This window comes from Chryseobacterium sp. MEBOG06, from assembly GCF_021869765.1.
Taxonomy (GTDB): domain Bacteria; phylum Bacteroidota; class Bacteroidia; order Flavobacteriales; family Weeksellaceae; genus Chryseobacterium.
Genome location: NZ_CP084580.1, coordinates 4,769,435 through 4,791,373, shown reverse-complemented (window position 1 = coordinate 4,791,373; position 21,939 = coordinate 4,769,435). Strand labels below are relative to the sequence as shown.

General features: G+C 35.1%; 11 protein-coding genes and 1 pseudogene. 11 read left to right on the top strand and 1 reads right to left on the bottom strand.

Going from position 1 to position 21,939, the window contains the following annotated elements; genetic code table 11:
• Positions 1–40: 40 nt before the first annotated feature.
• Complete coding sequence (locus LF887_RS21840; RefSeq protein WP_236856357.1) at positions 41–3,694, bottom strand: MMPL family transporter; 3,654 nt, start codon at positions 3,692–3,694, stop codon at positions 41–43.
• A gap of 192 nt (positions 3,695–3,886) precedes the next feature.
• Here LF887_RS21840 and LF887_RS21835 point away from each other — a divergent pair, with 192 nt between their 5' ends.
• The 11 genes and pseudogenes from LF887_RS21835 to LF887_RS21785 all read left to right on the top strand — a co-directional run bounded on the left by LF887_RS21835 (position 3,887) and on the right by LF887_RS21785 (position 21,763).
• Entirely contained in the window at positions 3,887–4,894 is a 1,008-nt protein-coding gene (locus LF887_RS21835; RefSeq protein WP_236856356.1) for a hypothetical protein, read from the top strand.
• A 1-nt stretch (position 4,895) separates the two neighbouring features.
• Entirely contained in the window at positions 4,896–6,035 is a 1,140-nt protein-coding gene (locus tag LF887_RS21830) for an EpsG family protein (protein WP_236856355.1), read from the top strand.
• Between the two features lie 195 nt (positions 6,036–6,230).
• A complete protein-coding gene (locus LF887_RS21825) occupies positions 6,231–9,650 on the top strand; it encodes a T9SS type A sorting domain-containing protein (RefSeq protein WP_236856354.1) in 3,420 nt (1,139 codons plus the stop codon).
• A 271-nt stretch (positions 9,651–9,921) separates the two neighbouring features.
• Positions 9,922–12,497, top strand: a pseudogene (gene topA, locus LF887_RS21820) (type I DNA topoisomerase).
• 348 nt (positions 12,498–12,845) lie between these two features.
• Positions 12,846–13,220, top strand: coding sequence for a hypothetical protein (locus tag LF887_RS21815; RefSeq protein ID WP_236856353.1), 375 nt, complete (start codon positions 12,846–12,848; stop codon positions 13,218–13,220).
• Positions 13,221–13,418: 198 nt separating this feature from the next.
• Positions 13,419–14,870 carry a T9SS type A sorting domain-containing protein gene (locus LF887_RS21810; RefSeq protein ID WP_236856352.1) on the top strand — a complete coding sequence of 484 codons (1,452 nt, stop codon included), beginning with the start codon at positions 13,419–13,421 and terminating at the stop codon, positions 14,868–14,870.
• Between the two features lie 160 nt (positions 14,871–15,030).
• The gene (locus LF887_RS21805) at positions 15,031–16,101 is read left to right on the top strand and encodes a formimidoylglutamase (RefSeq protein ID WP_236856351.1); all 1,071 of its coding nucleotides are present in this window, start codon (positions 15,031–15,033) and stop codon (positions 16,099–16,101) included.
• Between the two features lie 3 nt (positions 16,102–16,104).
• The gene (locus LF887_RS21800; RefSeq protein ID WP_236856350.1) at positions 16,105–17,106 is read left to right on the top strand and encodes a glycosyltransferase family 2 protein; all 1,002 of its coding nucleotides are present in this window, start codon (positions 16,105–16,107) and stop codon (positions 17,104–17,106) included.
• A 117-nt stretch (positions 17,107–17,223) separates the two neighbouring features.
• Positions 17,224–18,342, top strand: a complete 1,119-nt coding sequence (locus LF887_RS21795) for a glycosyltransferase family 4 protein (RefSeq protein WP_236856349.1) — start codon at positions 17,224–17,226, stop codon at positions 18,340–18,342.
• A gap of 35 nt (positions 18,343–18,377) precedes the next feature.
• On the top strand, positions 18,378–19,259 hold the full coding sequence (locus LF887_RS21790) for a polysaccharide biosynthesis/export family protein (protein WP_236856348.1): 882 nt from the start codon (positions 18,378–18,380) through the stop codon (positions 19,257–19,259).
• A gap of 5 nt (positions 19,260–19,264) precedes the next feature.
• Positions 19,265–21,763: an exopolysaccharide transport family protein gene (locus LF887_RS21785; protein WP_236856347.1), complete on the top strand. Its 2,499-nt coding sequence runs from the start codon at positions 19,265–19,267 to the stop codon at positions 21,761–21,763.
• Positions 21,764–21,939 lie beyond the last annotated feature (176 nt).

Sequence of the window (21,939 nt, the reverse complement as noted above, 5' to 3'; positions counted from 1 at the left end):
GTTTTCTTTAGCGTTTACAAAAATATGTTTTTCATATTTATTATTTGGTTTTAAATACTTTTAAGGATTCAGAACTCCATTCTAATGTATAATTTTTGTTTTCAAACCCTGTATTTTTTATATTTATAAAAATGATGGTTTCAGGAAGAACCTTAATATTATTCATGCTAAAACTGTCATCCGAAACCAGAAGGACATCAATGATTTTGTTGATCTCTGAAAATTCTCTTATATACTGGATCTTCCTTCTTTTGACCAGATAGCTATGTGCTGCTGTAGCTCTCTTATCATTATCCCTGATTAATGAGAAAACTCTTCGGCTGGCCTGATATAAAGTTAACAAAACATCTGTTTGTCCGAAATCATCTGCAATATGAAGAATGCTCGCATCATTAGGTATATGTTTATTAAGCTCAAAGTATGCCAATTTATGAGTTTTAAAATCTTTTTTGACTTCTTTTACCACCTCACTGTCTTTATAGAGGAAGCTCAGGAATAATTTATTTTTGAAATAATTTTCATTCTCTATTTCCTCTCTCAATTTAGCAAATTCTTCTCTGAAATAGGCATTGATCTTTTTTGTTCTCTCAGAATAGTTTTTGCCGAAAGTCATATCATCTTTACTGATCCTGTTACCCACTTTAACGGTAATACTTCCATCATAGATAATGAAGTCACCTTTTGGTAATACCTCAGAATTTCCATGGATGTAAAGAGGAAGTATATCCAGCCCAAATTGTTCCGCAAGATAAAACGCCCCTTTATGAAATCTTTTGACATCATTGGTATAAGAACGTTCAGCTTCAGGGAAAACTACCAGAGAGTATCCCTGTGCAATTTTTTCTTTCAGCTGATCCATTCCGTTTTCAATGCCTTGGGAAACCGGATAAAAGCCAAGTGCCTTAACGAGTTTTCCAAAAACCGGTGAGTCATATACCCAATCATTAACCAGGTAAATGATTTTGTGGGTAGCCATGGCGATGGCTAAGGTGTCCAAGAACGACGTATGATTGGCAATGATAACAGCCGGTTTGCTGAAATCTTCTGCTGTATTTCTGATAACCCTTTTCTTTACAAAAGGAGTTGAATAAAGTACGGATGTCAGGAACTTGGCTAGGATTAATTTAATAATATCTAAGGTTCTGCCTTTAGAGTTTTTAACAAAGATACTGCCGAAAGCAGAAAATATCAATCCTCCCAACCCATAATATGTGAATGAGAATATAGCTCGTAACAGTAATCTTAAAGTAATCGGAGAAAGTCCTTTTTTTGCCCGGTTTGTAATCAACAGCCTAAACCAGAATGGATATAAGGTAGACGTAATGATAATCACTGAGAACATTCCAATCAACGCAACCAAAGCTAAAGAATGCAGGGCAGGATGTTTTGCGAAGATCAGAGATCCGATAGAAAGAATGGTTGTAAAAACAGCAAGAATGATTGACGTTCTATAGGTGGGCAGTTCATTCTTTCCTGTAGTATGTTCTTTTTGCATGGCCTGGGTCAGGAAAATACTGAAATCATCCCCAACACCGAACACCAGAGTACAGACTACTGTACTGAATATATTTAATTCAAGCCCTAAAAAATAAAGAATTCCCGCTGTTACCACTCCTGTTAAAACAATCGGGAACATAGTAAGAATGGTTAATTCAAGATTTCTGAAGAAAACAATGATCGTTAAAACAATGGCTAAAAGAGAATAATTGATTAGTGTGGTAAAGTCTCTTTTCAGCAGGCCAAGAAAATTTTCATTCATCTGCTGGCGGTCAATCGCAAGGGCGTCATGTTTCTTTTCAATATCTTTGATGAAGGTATCTCTTTTGTTTTCATCTACTTTCACAACATTAGATACCGTATAAAAGCCGTTTTCATTGCTCAGGAATTCGGAAATTTGAAGAGCTTTTATCTTTTCATAATCCTTCAGGCTTAAAGTATTGTAGTCTTTATTTAAAAGCCCGTTGAAATTATCAAAAGCAGATCGGTTGAACCCGAATTTGTTTCCATTGCTGATCAGCTCAGAAATAGTCTGGTTCTTTTTATGATCATTCCAGAAACTTTTCCAATCCTCAATTTTCTTTTGCTGGTCTTTTTCTGAAAGTACAATGTTTCCAATGGAATTATAACTTAGTATTTTACCTTCCTGTTTCTCTTTTTCAAGGAAGCTGCTTAGTTTTGAGTTTCTTTCCAGTGCCTCTTCTTCAGAATTTCCATACGAGATGGTGTAAATAGACTTTGAAGTGATATCTGAAAGTTTTTGAAGTTTGGCTTCACTGATCTTTAATTCCTTGGGAATATAATTCAGATCGCCAATATCTTCATTAAAACCTACATGCCTGAATCCAAACAGACAGGCTAAAATAATGACCGAACAGCCAATAATTAAAGGTTTGTTTTTCTCGTAGGGATAAGACCCGATCCTGTCAATAAAATTTGAATGATGTGTATCATCCACTACTTTAGGAGTATATAATTGGGGAACGATAATCAATGCTGTAATAGAAGAAAGAATGACGGTAATAGCAGCAAAAAGTCCTAAGTCCTTCAGTGCTTCAGAACGTACAAAAACAAGGCACAGGAATGAAACTGCGGTAGTCGCGCTGCTCAGTACAATAGGCTGGGTAATTTCCTTGTAAAGTTCTTCAATGTTATTGTTGTGCTTATAATGTGTCAGAATATGCAGCGCATAATCTATCGTGATTCCGATAAGAATAGCCCCTACACTCAATGAGATTGCGGAAATTTTATCTTTAATAAAGTATAAAACCAATAAAGCCAGCAACACCGAAAAAGCAGTCGGAAGAAAAACAATAATGGGAGTAAAGAAATTTCTGAAATAATAAATAAGCAGAATCAAAAGTACGGTCATAGAAATGACAACCGTATTCTGGATGTCTTTCTTTATTTGTTTGGCATTGGCTACTGCAATCACCGGAGACCCGAAATAGCTGAGTTCTGTTTTTCCTTTGAACTGTTTATTGATATCGTCTTTTATTGTGTTAAGCTGATCGACGAAAGCTTCGTTTCCCTTAGTGTCATTGCTCTTATTTTTGGGATCAATGAAAAGTAACAGATTCTTGCCATCTTTGGTTACAATATAACTGTCTTCAAGTTTGAAATCTTTACTGATGTTTAAGGCATTTAATTTTTTAATCCCTAAAAAAGTGAGTCCCAAAGGATCTTTTTTGATGAATTCCTTTGTCACAAGACTTGTAGGAGATGCCAGCGAAATATAATTGTTCTCTACCTGTGTAGCTATACTGTCTTTTTGAAGCTTTCTGTCAATTTCTTTATAATCGTTTTCATTTAAGAATAATGGAAGGTTTTGACTGACAAAGTCAAATGTTTCTGAAATCTCATTATCATTTACTTTTCCCTGAACAGAACCAATGTATTGATGCAAAGGCTTTATTTTTTGCAAAAAAGTATCTGCGGTTTCAGAAAGCTGAAAGCTGTCTTCATGAGACTTGTTTTCTATAATGACAATGATCTTATCCGAAAAATTAAGCTGTTTAATAACCTTTGCTGTAAGATCCGATTTTTCATTTTTAGGAATAATCTGATTAATGTCTTCCTCGAAATTGATTTTTGAAGCAAAGAAAATGCATAAAGCGGCAATTCCTAAGGCTGTAAATACAGACAGGGTTTTGTTTTTGGAGATCAGGTAATATAAAAATATAAAAAAGCGATGCATTTTGTTTAAATCAAGTGTGCAAATTTAATTTTTTAAGAGTTAGTTCAAAATAGTTAGACGAGAAGTTTAGCTGAAAATCAATAAAATATTCTAGGAAGAATGAAAAAATATTCTACTTTTGCAAAAGTTCCCCGCTAACAAAATGTATTTTAAATCACAATTATTATTAAAAAATAAGAATCTGTTTTAGATATGTTGAAAAGAAATGATGAAAAAATAAACGGATTCCTATTTGTAATAGTACTTCCGCTTCTGCTGTTTGCTATGTCGTATTATGGATTTGAATCTGCTTATACAAGATTAAAAACATCAGAAAAAACCCCCGAATTTTTATTCTCCTCTGTTTATGCTTACAGAGTGATTCCCAATTATCTCAGTGTGTATATGACAGATATGATGTATTATCTGATCAATGGTCCTTTTTCCTTTTTTAAAGATTTCCTGTCCAAGAACGGGACCCCATTCTATCACGGGCTTTTCCTAATGAATAGTGTGTTTTTTATTTTGTGTTCATTAATTTTAAATGCAATATTTAAGCTTAAAGCTGGAGGCTTTCTTTTGAATCTTAATGCAAAAAGAATTATTCATCTCTTATCCGTTTTCTTTATTGTAATTACCCAGTATGCGCCAACAAATTGTGACACTATTGCTCTTTTTTGTTATTTGGCAGGTATTTTTTTTACACTGAAATATTTACATACTCAAAAAAATATATTCTTTTACTCTTTAATTATTCTTATCATATTCTCCACATTTGTAAGGGAAACGGCATGTATTAATATCGCTTTTTTTGCTGCGGTATTTTTCAATTTAAATGACCTTAAAAGAGGTAATTATCAGATAATTTGGAAAATAATTCCCCTTGTTATTGCTTTTATTGTTCCTTATCTGGGGCTCAGAGCTCTTTTTATACAGGAAGAAACTACTTTTGTAGAAGGATTTTATATCAATAGAAACTTTTCCAGTCCATTCAATCTTGCAGGGCTGCTTTTTGCAGTAATCATACTTTATTTTATATATAGGCTTTGTGTGGATAATGAAAACAGAACTGTTTTTGGAAAATATCTCTTTTTTTCAATTCCCTATCTTCTTATGATTACCTTGGTGGGGCTTTTTTGGGAAGTAAGACTTTTTCTGCCTTTAATTCTTACCGGAATTATAATAGCATACCATCAATTTAAAAAAACATCAGAGATTTAACATGAGTTTATTACACCCATATTATCTAATTGCGATTGTCTATATGCTGTTTTTCAGTATTAAGGAGGTTTTTGGTAAAAAAGTGGATAAGAAATGGTTTTGGTTTTTGGCCGTGTATTTTATTATCATTGTTGGACTTAGAGATGATGTAGGGCCGGATTATGGAAGTTATAAAGGAATTTATATTTATTCTGATACCAAGAGCTATTACTCTATCTTTATGAAAATGCTCCATCTGGAGGGTACAGAAAACCTTGATGTAGAGTGGCTCTATACTTTAATTAATAAAATACTGCTCAATATCTTTGATGCGCCTTTTTACATGCTGACTTTAGTTATTGCTATTTTTGCCATGATCTTTAAAGTAGAGTACACAGAAGATAATACCTTTTATCCATTTACTTTTACCCTGTTTATGTTTATTCCCAACTTTTTCATTGGGGAAAGTGGACAGATAAGGCAAAATTTGGGAACTTTCATTGTTTATTTTGCAATACGCTATATCAAAGAGCGTAAGTTCTGGCATTACCTGTTTTTCATATTCATAGGCTCAGGTATACACAGTGTATGTTATCTTTTTTTACCTATGTATTGGCTGGCTCGTGTTCCGTTGAATAAAACGGTGATGCTGATCATGATTATTGGTTCTGTTTTCCTGTCTCCGTTTGAGATCTACAGGGTTTTTGGTAGTTTTCTGGATGGCATGGCATCGGAAAGTACACTTGTAGAAGGCTTTAACGGATATATGGATGAGAGTGTGCAGCGACTGAATGGTGGTATAGGTATTCCGGAAGTGATGATGGCTATTCTGACCTTTTTCCTTTTTGTTTTTGATACGAAGATGAAAAAACTTTATCCATACTATGAATATCATCGGAACTATGCGGTTATAGGAGTTTGCCTTTATTTTATTTTTAGAAATAACCCGATATTTTCATCAAGGCTTGCGGGAGCATTCATTGGATTCTCCTATATCATTATTCCGAATGCAATGTATGTGGTGGCGCCGAGAGTAAAGAACATGATCTATGCATTCATCATTTCACTGGTTGTCTTTAACTTCGTTGTATTTGGTCTATTTAATAATATCAAGGCTGGGCGATTTTCTATAGAGCGATATAAAAATCACATACTTCCATAGGGAGATTTAACTTAAATAAATTGTAAGACAGCTTTTTTAGCTGTCTTTTTTGTTTTTGTGTTGTTTTAAAGATTATGTAGTGTTTTATTAATAACATAATCATAATATGTTGAATTTATTTGTTAAATAATTCAATTTTATTGATATGGGCTTAAAAGTTGTATCTCAATAATGATATACCCAAATCCATAAAATATGAAAAGGTTAATTGAAAAATTAGCGGCAGTTTTTTGCCTAGTGTTGATGGGAATTTGTTTTAAAGGGAACATCTTATTAAAGGAAAATCTTTCCTTGATTGGACACATAAATGATGTATTAGTTAAGAAAGAAGACTCCCTTGGAAAGTCTGTTCATGCTAAGCTGTTGATTCCGGATTGGAAAAAAGCTCCTAATAGTTATATATTCGATCCCAATCAGAATAGTGAGGGCTTGCTGGTACCGGTAAAGAAAGCGTATGCTATGTGGGATGGAACCGGATATCTCAGTGGAACTGGTATTCCTGCAGGAACGGTCACAGCAGATGTACTCTGGGAAGACAGTCATGGACTGATAAAGTCGGGAGTAAATTATGCCCTGGAAATTGTTGGTTCCGGACAGGATGCAAAAATAAAAGTCCCAATCAACAAAATAAGAAAAGGAAATGCTGTGATAGCATTAAGAGTGGATGGTGAGATTTATTGGAGCTGGCATATCTGGGTGACGGATGATCCTACTAATGGAGTATCTTACAAAAGTTTCAGCAGTATTAAAAGAATGAAAACGGATGGAACTGTTGAGTTGATTCCCGATTCTGATTGGAAATGGATGGATAGGAATCTGGGAGCACTTTCTGCTTCTATCACTTCATCAGATTGGAACAAGAGCATGGGGCTTCTTTACCAGTGGGGGAGGAAGGATCCTATTCCGCCATTAGTAACCAGAGGGAATGATTTCTATGAGGTTTCCGGATCTGTGGGAAGAATACGGCATAGAGGAGCAAAGAATATGGACAATGCAACAAGTATTGACGATCTCAGAAAATTTGTTCTGCTTTCCAATGCTGAGATAACAAATAATATCAGGCTTTCTGTAAAAAATCCTCTCAGTCTTATCTACATTAATAAAAATGATAATTCCGGACAGGCGTATTACAATAACAACGTCAATTTGCCTGTCAATTGGTTTGGTAAATCTACGGTGCTGCCGGATAACAGATTGTCAGAACTTAACCTTTGGTCTGATAATGCACAGGGTAAAATTTCAACAGTTTATAATAGCGACGATAGTGCAAAGCCATATAGAGACAAATCTTCTTATGATCCTTGCCCTAATGGTTGGCGCGTACCTTCTGTACTAGTTGCTAACCAGGCTTCTTCATCTTATGTTGACGACATCAGAATAGACTTTTCACCTTTCGGAGTAAAAACCAATATGGCGAAAAATGTTTTTGAAAACAATAAATATTATATTATAAAACCAACCGATGCAGGAGTGCCGTCATTTATGACCGGGTTTAAAGTGTATTCTAATTTGGGCTTTGATCTTTCTAACATAGGAGGATATAATATGGGAATATTTCCTGGAACAGGTCAGCTGATCAGAGGTGCTCATTTGGGACAATATACTGATCAGCATCATATAGCGCTTTGGACAGCAACCCTGGCAAGATTTTTTGATGCTTCACCGGCAGTAACCGTAAGGGGGCTTTCTATGATTCCCGATAAAGGACAGCCGGATATTCCGGATCCTAATTATCCTGATATTAAAGGACGTTATTATTACTATCCCCTTTCCGGAATGTATACTTCAGATGCAAATGGATGCAGATGTATAAAAGACCCTCTGTATAGCATCAACGACTATGACTTTCCTACAGAATACCTGCCTGCAGCGGCAGAGTACAGTGAAGGAATTGATAACCCTAATACCTATCAGATTACTAAAAATACGTCAGGTTCGGTTGTGAATATTCCCGTAAGTAAAGCATTTTCAATGCAGAATCAGCTGCTGAATAATTCCGAAATACTAAACCCTTCGAATTTTAACAACTTAAAAGCAAATGTTCTCTGGACAACGAACATAAACCTTATTAATAAAATTACAGTGGTGAATCCGTCCCCTTCTTCACTGCAGGATATAATTAATTCAAGGATATCGGTAGAAGTTGCTCCTGGCCAAAGTGGAAATGCTGTAGTGACATTGCATAATGGCAGTATATCGGCTCCGGTCTATTGGAGCTGGCATATCTGGGTGACTGATTCACCTGTAGGGTCTTATACTTATACAACAGAGCCTGCGTCAAATACAGCTGTAAACTATGTAAACTATGTTGCTAAGGCAGATGTACCCTTTCAGACTATATTCATGGATCGTAATTTGGGAGCTACAGATGTGTTTCCTAATGTTGTAAACCCTGCTTTACCTACTGCAGATGAGTTGTCAAAAATCAGTGCATCCACAGGGTTACACTATCAGTGGGGGAGAAAAGACCCTCTACCGACATTTCAAAGTGCAGACAGTAGAAACTTTTTCAATATATTTTTAGGAACTACAGCAGCAAATGGAACTGTTTCCTATAGCACCCTTACTCCAGCCGTTTACAATAGCCTTTCGGGTAATTATATCGTACCTTATACTACGTATGCTGCAGCCTCTAATGTACAGGCTACAGACAAACCTGTGGACAAAATCTCCAAAGTATTATCTTACTCTGTTAAAAACCCTTTAGTATACATGATTCCAAGTATATTTGCCCCTTTTAACAGTACAACACCTAATTACACCAGTGGAACAGACTGGCTGGCAACAGAACCTAATCTGGCATTGGACAGATGGGGGAGGGGAGGGAAAAAGTCTCCGTTCGATCCCTGTCCGGAAGGATGGAGGATTCCAGATTTGACAAATTCAGCATTAGTTTCAGGAACTGATTTTGGACAAACTCCCTGGTATAAAAAAGATAAAAACATAGCTACATCTTATAGTATTGTTACCGATTATGCAGGAGTCAGAGTCAGAAATTCCGGCAATTCGACGATTGGATATATGTTTAATAGTATTTCGTATCCCATAGGAAACTATCCGGATTCAGGATCAAGGGGATTCAGAAGCGTAATAGCAAATCAGTCTCCTCAGGGAACTTTTAACGTGATTAATTTTCAATATCCTGCAATATGGACGGGAGCCTTAACTTCAAATTACCTTGGAAGATCTATTAATGTACTTTTTGATGCCGCTTCTACAACCAATCGAATCATTGCTTTTCATGATAATAATGATCCTTACTTTGGTATAGGATGCCGGTGCGTGAAGATAAAATACGATGCTGATGGTAATGAGGAAGGGCCGGCTTCAAGAATTACTATTGTACAGAATGGCTCAACACTGAGTGCTATAAATACTGATGTGAAAGCTGAGGAAAACAGAATTTTTTTATACCCCAATCCGGTTTCTGACATTCTTTACATAAAAGGTGAGGAAGATAAAGATTATAGCTATCAACTATATAATGCATTAGGACAGCTCGTAGATTCCGGAGAGTTTGAAGATGATCATATTGATGTTTCTTCCCTGATCTCAGGAGTTTATTTAATAAGAATAAATAATTCTGAAGCTACTCTAAAAATAATAAAGCGATAAAGTTTGAAAATGACAATTCTAATAGCGGAATAAAAAGTTCTATTCCGCTTTTTCACTGATAAAATTATTTTTACATCTATTATGACTGATGAAAAATTCTATATTATCAAATATTGATACACATATAATGGGCTAAAGCCTACATTACAAAGGAGTTGGTTGTTGTTGGAATGGCTGTTGAAAGAGGATAGAAACCACTTTTATTGTTAAATTAAAAATCTTTATCAAAAAGTATATAATAAAAAAGCTTTACTTTTGCAAAAATTTTAGAATGTCGAAAAATTTAGTAATCGTAGAGTCCCCGGCCAAAGCAAAAACTATTCAGAAATATTTAGGAAAGGATTTCGAAGTGAAATCGAGCTTCGGACATATCCGGGATCTCCCTAAAAAAGGAATGGGTATTGATCTTACTACATTCAGTCCTGATTACGAAGTTTCAGCAGACAAAAAGAAATTGGTAACCGAATTAAAAGCTGCCGTAAAGAAAGCCGAAATGGTATGGCTTGCTTCCGATGAAGACCGCGAAGGAGAAGCTATTGCATGGCACTTAGCAGATGAATTGAAACTGAAGCCGGAAAACAGAAAAAGAATTGTTTTCCATGAGATTACCAAAAACGCCATTCTAAAAGCAATTGACAATCCAAGAGATATTGATCAAAACTTAGTGAATGCCCAGCAGGCTAGAAGAGTGTTGGACAGAATTGTAGGTTTTGAAATGTCTCCGGTTTTATGGAAAAAAGTAAAACCAGGCCTTTCTGCAGGAAGAGTACAATCTGTTGCAGTAAGATTAATCGTGGAAAGAGAAAAAGAGATCCGCGAATTTATACCTAAAGCAAGCTTTAAACTTGACGGAATCTTCTTAAATACCTCTGAGCAGGAAATTGCTGCCAAGCTGAAAAAAGACTTCGAAAAAGAAGAAGATGCAGAAAAATTCCTTGAACAGGCGAAAACAACAGAATTTAAAGTTCTGAATGTTGAAACAAGACCAGGCACACGTTCAGCATCTGCTCCTTTTACAACCTCTACATTACAGCAGGAAGCCTCTTCAAGACTGGGATATAATGTGACCAATACAATGCGTCTTGCACAGAGGCTCTATGAAGAAGGGTTTATTACCTATATGAGAACAGACTCGGTAAACCTTTCCCAGGAAGCAATTGAAGGAGCAAAAAAACAGATCACCTCAGAATATGGACCGGAATATTCTTCCCCAAGAAACTATACTACTAAATCTGCTGCAGCACAGGAAGCTCACGAAGCAATCCGTCCTACAGATTTTGGAGTGAAAAGTATTGGTGATGCTCAGCTGAGTAAACTATATCAATTAATTTATAGAAGAACACTTGCTTCTCAGATGGCGAATGCCAAAATTGAGAAGACGGTAATTGAAATTGGAAATGCATCATTGCCACATCATTTCGAAGCACAGGGAGAAGTGATCATATTTGATGGTTTCCTGAAAGCTTATGGTATTGTAAAAGCTGAAGATGATGATGAAGATAACAACGAAAAACTATTGCCAAAAGTAAAAATTGGTGAAGTATTAAATTATAAAACCATTACTGCTACTGAAAAATTCACAAGACCAAGTGCAAGATATACGGAAGCAGGATTAGTTAGAAAACTTGAAGAACTGGGAATTGGTAGACCATCTACTTATGCACCCACTATTCAAACGATTCAGAACAGAGAATATGTAGATAAAAGAGAGATTGAACCTCACACCCGTGAAGTGATCAAAATGTCTCTGATAAAAGATAAAATAAAAAAAGTAGTTCTTGAAGAGAAATTCGGGGGGATAAAAATAAATTCGTTCCTACAGATATTGGGGAAGTTGTGAATGATTTCCTTACCGATAACTTCAAAGAAATTCTGGACTACGGTTTCACAGCAAGAGTAGAAGAAAGTTTTGACGAAATTGCAAGTGGAGACCAGAAGTGGAAAGAAATGATGACCAATTTCTACTCAAAATTCCATCCGAGAATTGCAGATGTAGAAGAAAATGCAGACCGTGCTACAGGAGACAGACTTTTAGGAGTGGATCCTAAAACCGGTAAAAATGTTCACGCAAGAATCGGAAGATTCGGAGCAATGATTCAGATTGGGGAAACAGATGATGAAGAAAAACCAGTTTTTGCATCATTAATGACAGGTCAGAATATTGCAACCATCACTTTTGAAGAAGCAATGGAACTGTTCAAATTACCTTTTGATTTAAATGAGGTTGATGGGAATCCGGTTTCTGTAGGAGTAGGTAGATTTGGTCCTTATGTGAAATGGGGCGAAACTTATATCAGTATTCCAAAAGGTGAAGATCCGCTTTCTGTAGATCAGAAACGCGCAGAAGAAATCATCAATGAAAAGAAAATCGCTGATGCACCTATTGCAAATTATAAAGGAGAGCCTGTAACAAAAGGAACAGGAAGATTCGGACCATTCATCAAATACAAAGATATTTTTGTAAATGTTCCGAAGAAATATAACTTCGACAATCTTTCTCAAAGTGACATCAATGAACTTATTGATGCTAAACTTGAAAAAGAAGCAAACCGATACATCCAGCAGTGGGAAAAAGAGAAAATCTCTATCGAAAACGGAAGATGGGGACCTTTCATCAAATTTGGAAAAGCAATGTTCAAAATTCCAAAGAAAGCAGACGATACAAAATATGATGCTGATGAGCTGAAAGAGCTTTCTTTAGATGAGGTTAAAAAATGGATTACAGATCAGGATCCTAAAGCCTTCGCAGAAAAGAAAAAGCCTGCAGCCAAGAAAGCAACGACTGCAAAGAAAACAACAACAGCAGCGAAAAAACCTGCAGCTAAGAAACCTGCAGCAAAGAAATAAATATTCTCTAATAAAATATAAAAGCACAGATTTCGGTCTGTGCTTTTTGCTTTTATAAAATCAGGTCTAAAGAAATGAAATGACATCGGTTTTAACTTATCTTTTTTTTTCCTTTATAATCACTTCAAAAAATGTAAAAATTGCTTAGCAATAACCTTTACGTGCTTGTCACTTAGCTTTAAGTATAAATACGTAAATGGAAGATTAAGTATTAAGACTCTGATATACAGTATTTTGATTCTCTATCTTTACACCGTAATATTACAAACGGTGGAGTTCAGAAACCACTTTAAAAACGAGGCGGATTCTGAAAAGCCAAATGAGTAAGAAAACAAAAACTATAAAATCATGTCAGAATTTAAATTTAGCGAAGAAGCTATTTCAAACGCATTAGAGGCAGCAAAAAGATCACACGAAGACAGTCAGGCAAATCGTCGCTCATCAGGGGCAGATTCAGATTTGAGCCTTGCTAATGCCAGCGCAGGTTATCTTCTTGTAACAGCAGAGTGTATATCAATTACTGTTGAGAACAATAAAGTTTGCATCAACTTACCATTAGGTTTTGGGAAATATTGTTTCAGTATACCATTAAGCATTCCTAATGGAACAGCTGGTCAGGCTTGTTTATCTATATGTACTACCTGGGGAATTCCAACAGGAATTAGAGTTACTATCATTATAGGTGGAATAACAATTATCAGCCAATCATTCGGAAAATGCTAATTATTTAGTACACGAATTAGAATAAAAAAGTCCGTCTCACATTATAGGTGAGGCGGATTTGTTTTACCAAGTTGTTGAAAATGTGATGCTGCTAATAAACCTTAGCAGCTTTATCTTTTACTGAATTCCTTGTTTAATTTTATATATTTGGGAATTATAAAAACTAATATAACAAACTGTACCGTGAAATCTTATTTTATGCACAAAATTTTATCCTTTTTAGGACTGTTTATTTCATTAAACTTCTTTTCCCAGGAAAACTTACTGGACACCTCTTACGGCTTTAGTGGAGGATATACTGATTTTGCTTTTTATAACGGCAGTCAAATGTCCGGAGGGCTGCAGATACAAGCTACAGCAAAACTTCCTGATGGAAAAGTTTTAGCAGTAGGGGCTGGCTTCATTGCCCGTTTTACTTCCAATGGGGTATTAGATACTTCTGTTCTCAATGGTTATGGGTATAAATTGTTTTCCCAGTCAACCTATGGCCGGATAAAACCTGCAGGAGACGGTAATTATATTGTCATGGATTACGGCTTTGGCGGTGTTCAAAAAATAGATACAGAGGGAAATTTTGTAAATAGCTTTACTTCTTTTAATCAGGGAGCATCATATGTGGACATAGAGGTTGACCAGAATGGGAAGATCTATCTACTTAAACATTCCAATTATAACTATACCCTTGTTCGTCTTTTACCGAACGGAACTGTTGATACCGCTTTCGGAAATAATGGAGTAGCGACCTTAGGGAACAGTTACCGATATAGCAAAGTAAGAGTCAATACAGATAACGAAATCTTTATAGCAGGTCTGAAGATTGTTGCCACAAATAGCGATCAGAGAATAATGGTTACAAAAATTTTGCCTGATGGAGGACTTGACACCTCTTTTGGAACCTCAGGGAATTTCCTTTATCAGTATGGTCAGAATGCAGGTACCAGCGCACATCTTATGTTCTTGGATAATGGGAAAATCTTAGGATTAAGTTCCGGAAGTATTTGTAATGGAAACAATTGTTTTGGACTTATCACTTATCGCCTTAATGCAAACGGAACTTTGGATACAACATTTAAAAATACCGGTATTGCTGTTATTCCTGTTCAGTCTGATTCAACTCCTATAAAGACGGTGCGCCTTCAGGACAATACATTTATGATTTCCGGAACAGGATGGTACAATACTTACGTGCTGAAAATGGATGAAAATGGAAATCTGGATAATTCCTTTGGTTTAAACGGTAAAATTATTACCCCGCAAATGCTTAATAAATATGTATACAACGCAGGTTTCGAATTATATGGAAACTCAGTCGTATTATTTGGAGCTTATTCAATCGCGTATGGAGGACAGACCCAGTACGTGGGAACAGCCCGCAAATACTTTTTTAATACAAGTAGTCTGGGAGTTTCAGATGTAGCATTGAAGACTGTGAAGATTTACCCAAACCCAGTTAAAGACTTTCTTCACTTGACATCAAAGGAAAAAATAACAGATTATGAAATTTTAGATTTGAACGGCCGGAAAATAATGAATGCGGAAGCTGGTTTTTCAGAAGGAAAGATTAATTTGAGCTTTTTATCATCAGGAACATATATGATTACTGTTCGTACATCGAAAGGAGCCGTCTCTTCTAAATTTATTAAAAAATAATACAACATCATATTTTGCAAAAAGTCTTCTTTCGGGAAGGCTTTTTTTGTTTTTTTGAAAGTTAAAAAGTGCCATAGATTGCCAATTTGCTGTGGTTTTTTTGTATGTTTGTTACAGTGGGTTATTCAATAAATTATTATTATTCAAATTAAATTATACTATGGATTTCGAAGACTTTATCATTTCACCAAGAAATTTCAAGACAGAAAGCTGGCAGATAGGAAATCGGATTACAAAAGATATTAAAGAAGACAGCATTGTTCTGCTGTTCGTATCAGATTACAGAGGTGCTGGCGGAGAAGCAGAAGTACAGGATTTCACTGCAGTCAGAAAAGAATTTTATAAGCTGGCACAACTGGACTTTGAAATTCCAATTGTAGATCTTGGAGATTTAGTATCCGGGAAATCTGTTCAGGATACCCATTACATCCTTCAGGAAGTTTTATCAGCCTGTCATTACAAAAGGGCACTTCCTGTGATTATAGGGGGATCCAATGACTTTGCCTTTTCATTATTTTCTGCTTTGAATTTTCATCAGAACAGCATCAATTACACCCAGATTAGCAACATTATATCCCTTCAACAGGGTGAAACGATTAATGAACACACCTTTTTGAGCAAGATTTTGGGTGCTAAGAATTTTTCCATTAAAAACTATCATCATTTAGGGTACCAAAAACACTTAAATGAAATGGATTCGGTAAGACTGATTAAAGAAGTAGAATTTGATATTATCCGTCTTGCAGAAATGATGAACTCTACAGAAAAGACAGAACCTTTTTTCAGAAAAGCCGATATGGTCACAGTAAATTGTGATGGTATTGAGAGTTTCAGCGAGCCTTTTTCTATGAACCCACAGATAAATGGACTCAACAGAAGAGAAATTTGTGCATATATGAAAGAAATCGGATTGAGTGAAAATCTGAAATCTGTAGGCATCTTTAATTACAATATTTATTCTGAAAATCAGCTGAACCACCAGCTTTTAGCACAAATGCTATGGTATCTGATCGAAGGAATCAATATTCAGCAGTCACACCCCAAAGAAAGACACTATGAAATGTTTTATGTTCTGATTGATGATAGACAATATGCATTTAAGCGTGATACTTTCAGTAATTTGTGGTATTTTGGTGACGATGAAAATATAGATCATTGCATTCCGTGTTCCAGGAAAGATTTTGATGAAGCTAAAAAAGGATGGCTGAATGCAAGGCTGACGAAATTTTAATGTATGACGAAGATTCCCTCAAAAGTTTCCATTATTGTTCCCGTTTATAATGTTGAGCGTTATTTGAAAAAATGCCTTGATTCCCTGCTTAACCAGACCCTCCAGAATATTGAGATTGTGGTAGTAGATGACGGAAGCAAAGATCGGTCAGGTGAAATTATTGCCCATTATGCCGAGAAATATCCTGAAAAAATAAAATCTTTTACCAAAAAAAATGGCGGACTGAGCGATGCCCGGAATTTTGGTATTGACCATGCAACCGGAGATTATATCGGCTTTGTAGACAGCGATGATTATATAACGCCTGTCATGTTTGAAGAAATGATGCTGCTGGCAGAAAAACATGAGACAAAAATGGTGATCTGCAATATTCAAAAAGTAGATCAAAATGGAAAAGTTGTCCAAAAACTAACCCAGCTTCCCGATATGCCGGAAAAAATAATTCTTGAAAATAACTTTTCAGTTTTTTCAGATATCAGTTACTTTGCCTGTAACAAGTTGTTTGCAAAGGAACTTTTTGCTCAGAAAAGATTTAAAAAAGGTATTCATTTTGAAGATATTCAGCTTATTCCTCAGCTTTTGCTGGAATGCGAAGCAATTGCTCAGACCCAGAATTTCCACTATCAATACCTTGAACGTACAGATTCTATTACGAAAACTCATACGGAAAAAGGATTGGATATACTGAAAGCAGTAACTGATGTAGAACAAGCATTTGATAGATCTAAATATGCCCATAAAAAACAAGAATTGAAAAATTTTCAGATTTTTGAAGGGGTATACTCCTTTCTGGCGTATCTGGCCTTTGTAAAAGAGGAAAAAATCTTCTACAGAATGTCTGATCAGCTTGATGTTTTCACAAGAGAGAGACAAATAAAAATTCGAGATATATTGAAGTATAGTCGTTTTGGTAAAAATTATCTTTTATCTTTGCCCTTGAAAAAAAAGATTTTTTATCTGTTATTTTTTTCCGGACAGAAAAAATTGATAAAAAAATTAATATAAACACAAATGTAAGTACTATTATTTCGGTCAATAGAAAATAATGGTTAAACCTATTCTATTTATACGGTTAGGTTTTCTGTTCATATTGGAGAAAGAAAGTACTGGATAAGAAAAAGGATGAAAAATTTTGAATTGTTCTTAAGCGCCTCGGGGATACCTATTTTCTACGTAAAAATAGGATTAGGCTTTGTATTCTCCCTTCTGATTACTTTTTTCAGTATTCCCACCATCGTAAAGATCTCAAGAAGGAAGAACCTCATGGATGAACCTGGGATAAGAAGCTCTCACCTCAGAAAAATTCCCAATCTGGGAGGTATTGCCATCTTCTATTCAATCGGGATTTGTACATCCATTTTTGCCTATGAGCTGTTTGATCTTTATAAGTTCTTATTTGCTTCATTGATCATTCTGCTGTATATTGGAGTAATGGATGATATTGTTGTAATGAGGGCATATAAGAAACTTGTTGCACAGATTTTGGTGTCTTCATTAGTTGTCATTGGTTCAGATATCAGAATCAGAAGCTTATTTGGGATATTCGGAGTATACGAACTGGGGTACTTTGTAAGCGTTGTATTCAGTATAATTACTTTTATTATTTTGATTAACGCCTTCAATCTTATTGATGGTATAGATGGGCTGGCAGGCGGTTATTCTGTAATATGCAGTGCGCTGTTTGGAATAAGTTATTACAGGTTAGGAGAATATAATTATCCTTTGGTTGTTTTGTCGGTTATCATTATTGGAGCGGGATTGGCATTTTTATACTATAATCTGTCAAATTCCAGAACCAATAAAATATTTATGGGAGACACGGGATCTATGTTACTAGGCTTTTTATTGGCCTTCACATCCATTTGTTTCATTGATATTTTCATTGATAAAAATCTCGCAGATGTCCCTAGATATCATTTACAGTCCGCGCCAGTAGTTGCTGTAGCGATTCTAATCCTTCCTATTGTAGATACGTTAAATGTTATTATGGTAAGGCTTTACAACAAGAAATCGCCATTCGACGCAGATAAGAACCATATTCATCACAAACTGTTGAAGCTTAATCTTACCCATAGAAGATCTACTTTTTATATTATTCTTTACTATCTGATGATTGTAGGGATTGCTTATTATTTAAGACACATGAATGTAAATTTATTATTGCTGGTAATTGTTACACTAGGTTTTTTCGGCGCTTATTTACCAGATTTGCTATATAAATTAAGAAATAACAAAAATTAACAATTAAATATTACTTTTGTAAACAATATTCAAATATGATGAAGAATTTTAAGTATTTATTTTTAATATTCCCTTTTTTAGTTACCTCATGTATCACAACAAAGGATGTGAGATATTTGCAGCCCAGCGAAAGTCTCGTTATTAACGAAGAAGGCCTTGTTCCCTACAATATTCCCGTTTACAGGATTACAAAAAATGATATCCTTAATCTTAACATTGTCACCACTCCCAAAGGAGATGCTGCACAGTTTTATTCCTCTTACAATACTTCGGGAGGATTAGGCGGAGGTGGTGTGACGAGTTCTGCTGTTTCAGGAGGCGGTTCTGTGGGAGCAGGAGGAATTGTTACTGGGGGAAGCAGAGGTGGAAATATAAATTTTTATTTCAATGGACTGAAGGTTGATACCAATGGTGAAATTAATATTTTTGGAATAGGATATGTAAAAGCAGAAGGAAGAACGCTTGATGATATTACAAAAGAAATACAGGATAAGGTAAATGAAAATTTTCAGGAAGGTAAATCTGAAGTAAGATTAAATACTGACGGAATTACATACTATATTCTTGGAGATGTAGAAACTACAGGCCTTTCCGGAGAAAAAGTTGCCCACAAAAATACCCTTACTATTACAGAAGCATTGGCTATAAACGGAGGGTTAAACAGAACGATTGACAAAAGGGAAATCGTTATACATAGAAAGCTTCCGGAAGGAATCAAAATTGCCAAAATAGACCTTACCCGTGAAGATCTTATGAATTCTCCTTACTATTACGTACAAAACGGTGATGAGATTTATCTGAATACAAGAGCTAAAAGTTTAAATGGATTCGGAAAAGATCCTATTCAAACTTTAGTTACAGGAGTTTCGGCAATTACTACTGCGTTGTCTATTTATTTACTTATCAAAAATCTTTAATCCTTATGATTCCGGGAAAAGACACACAAGTAGAAAAAAACGAAGGTCAGAAAGAAAAATTTGGCACGTTTGCATTGTTTGATATCGAACATTTCTTAAGAAGAATAATAAAGAACTGGTATTGGTTTGTTTTCATGCTGTTTATTGGTTACACTATTTCTTGGGTGTACAGTAAATATTATGCACAGAATGTATATGCCTCAGATTTATCGTTGAGTATATCCAATAATACCTCAAGTTATTTTACCCCAAATCAGTCTATCAACTTTATCTGGGGGCAGGGAGGTAATCAGGATGGGATTTACCTGAAGAAAATGCTTCTTTCAAGATCGCATAATGAGTTTTTAGTTAAAGAATTAGATCTTTTTGTCAATTACTCTACCAAAGGGGCGATCAAATCAACCTATTTGGACAAGTATGATTCTCCTGTTTCTCTGGAAATCGACAAAAAACATCTTCAGCAGATTAACTATCCAATTACATTACTTCCGAAAGGCAATGGTTCTTATGAAGTCGTTCTTCCGGAAGAAGGGCAGTCTACAAATTTATATAGCTATGAGGCAGAGGGATTTCAGAATATTAGCAATTATGAGAGACCAGCCAACAAAATTCTTAAGGTAAATGAGTGGTATACATCTCCCAATCTGAGATTTAAACTGATACAAAATCCAACGGTTCCTAAATTGGAACTTAAAAATATTATTGTGAGCCTTGGTTCTGTAAACCAGACTGTAAATGATATAGTGTCCACGATAGGTGTAGAATTCGATAAAGAGATTTCTACCATTATGATTATTACCAAAAAAGGATACAATCTGAACAATACAGTTAACTTCCTGAATAAGTCAGTAAATGAATTACAGAAAAAAAGACTTGAAGATAAAAATACTGTTAATAAAAATACAGAAGCTTATTTACAAGGCAATTTGGATAAGATCCGTAAAAAGTTAGATTCCAGTGCCGCAGTCCTGAACTATTTAAAAACATCAGAAAAGCTTTACAATATTAAGAACAGGGACGAGAGATCTTTAGATAAAATAAAAGAGCTTGAAGCAAAAAAAGCTGATATTGTAAGCAAACTGAGTTCTCTGAACAATATAAGGAATACACTTCAGTCGCAGAATTTCGATAAAATGATCGCAACCAATGCTGCAGGTTTTGAAGACGGTTTTTTCACCGCTACAGTTGCTGAACTAAAGGCTATGTATGCGAAGAGAGAAGAAATGGCTTCAATCTACAAACCCAGCTCAGAGCCTATGAAAGAGATTAATAGGCTTATCAGCGAGGCTAAAATGGGATCGTCCAACAGTCTTAGAAATTATTATAACAAATACTATGATGAAATCAATAGAATTGATCGTGAAGTAGCCAGTGCCAATTCTGATTTATCCAGCTTTCCGGAAAAAGAAAGAAAGTATCTGGATGCTGAAAGGGGGTACAATATGATTGAAGCTACTTATAACAGTTTATTGGGAAGACAAAATGAAACACAGATGAATGTTGCTACCAATAAATCTGATATTACTGTAATTGACCCAGCAAAGAATTTGGGGCAGGGGCCTATAAGTCCTAATATCAAATTGGCAAAGATTGCAATTATCTCAATAATGCTGTTACTTCCATTGTTATTCATCCTGGTTGGAGAACTGCTTGATAATAAGATCAGAAATATCAAAGAATTATTGAGCGCTACAAAAATCCCACTTCTTGGAGTGATTGGTAATAACAGTAATGAAAATATGCTTACCGTTTTAGAACAACCTAAATCATCTGTTTCAGAGGCGTTTAGAGGGATAAGGGCTAATATGAGATTCTTAATGAATAATGATGATGAAAAAGGAAAAGTTATCCTGATAACATCTTCCATCGGAGGTGAAGGGAAGACTTATGTTTCTATTAACCTGGCGTCTGTAATGGGGTTAAGTGATAAAAAAACAATCCTGTTGGGAATGGACCTTAGAAAGCCTAAAATCTTTGGTGATTTTAAGATTGATAATAAATATGGTATTTCAAACTATCTGACCGGGGAAGTAAATATTGACGATATTGTCAATAAAACAAATATCCCTAATCTGGATGTTGCTACTTCAGGTCCCATTCCACCAAACCCTTCTGAGCTTTTAATGAGCCAGAAAAACATCAAGTTTATAGAAGAACTGAAAGAGAGATATGATTTTATTATTATAGATTCTCCGCCAGTAGGTTTAGTAGCGGATTCTTACGAACTTATGAAGCATTCTGATGCCAATATCTATGTTGTCCGCCATGAATATACTGAAAAGTATATGCTGAAGATGATTACAGATAAATATCATAATGATGAGATTAAGCATTTAGGACTTGTTTATAATGATTATAATACAAAACAAGGCTATGGTTATGGCTACGGTTACGGATATGGCTACGGATATGGCTACGGCTATTTTGATGAAGACAAAAACTATAAAGAACCACTGTTAATCAGAATAAGGAACAGAGTTCAGATGTTCTTTAATAAAAAATAAAGCATTAAACCCTCATTTAATGGGGGTTTTTTCATACATAATGTATTTTCATAGTATGAAAAAAAGAATATTTTTGTCACTTTGCCGTTTACTTTATAACAAATTATGTTTTTTTGTTTATTTTTAACTAAACATTAAGATTATCATTAATATAAAAATGTTTTATATTTGCAAAA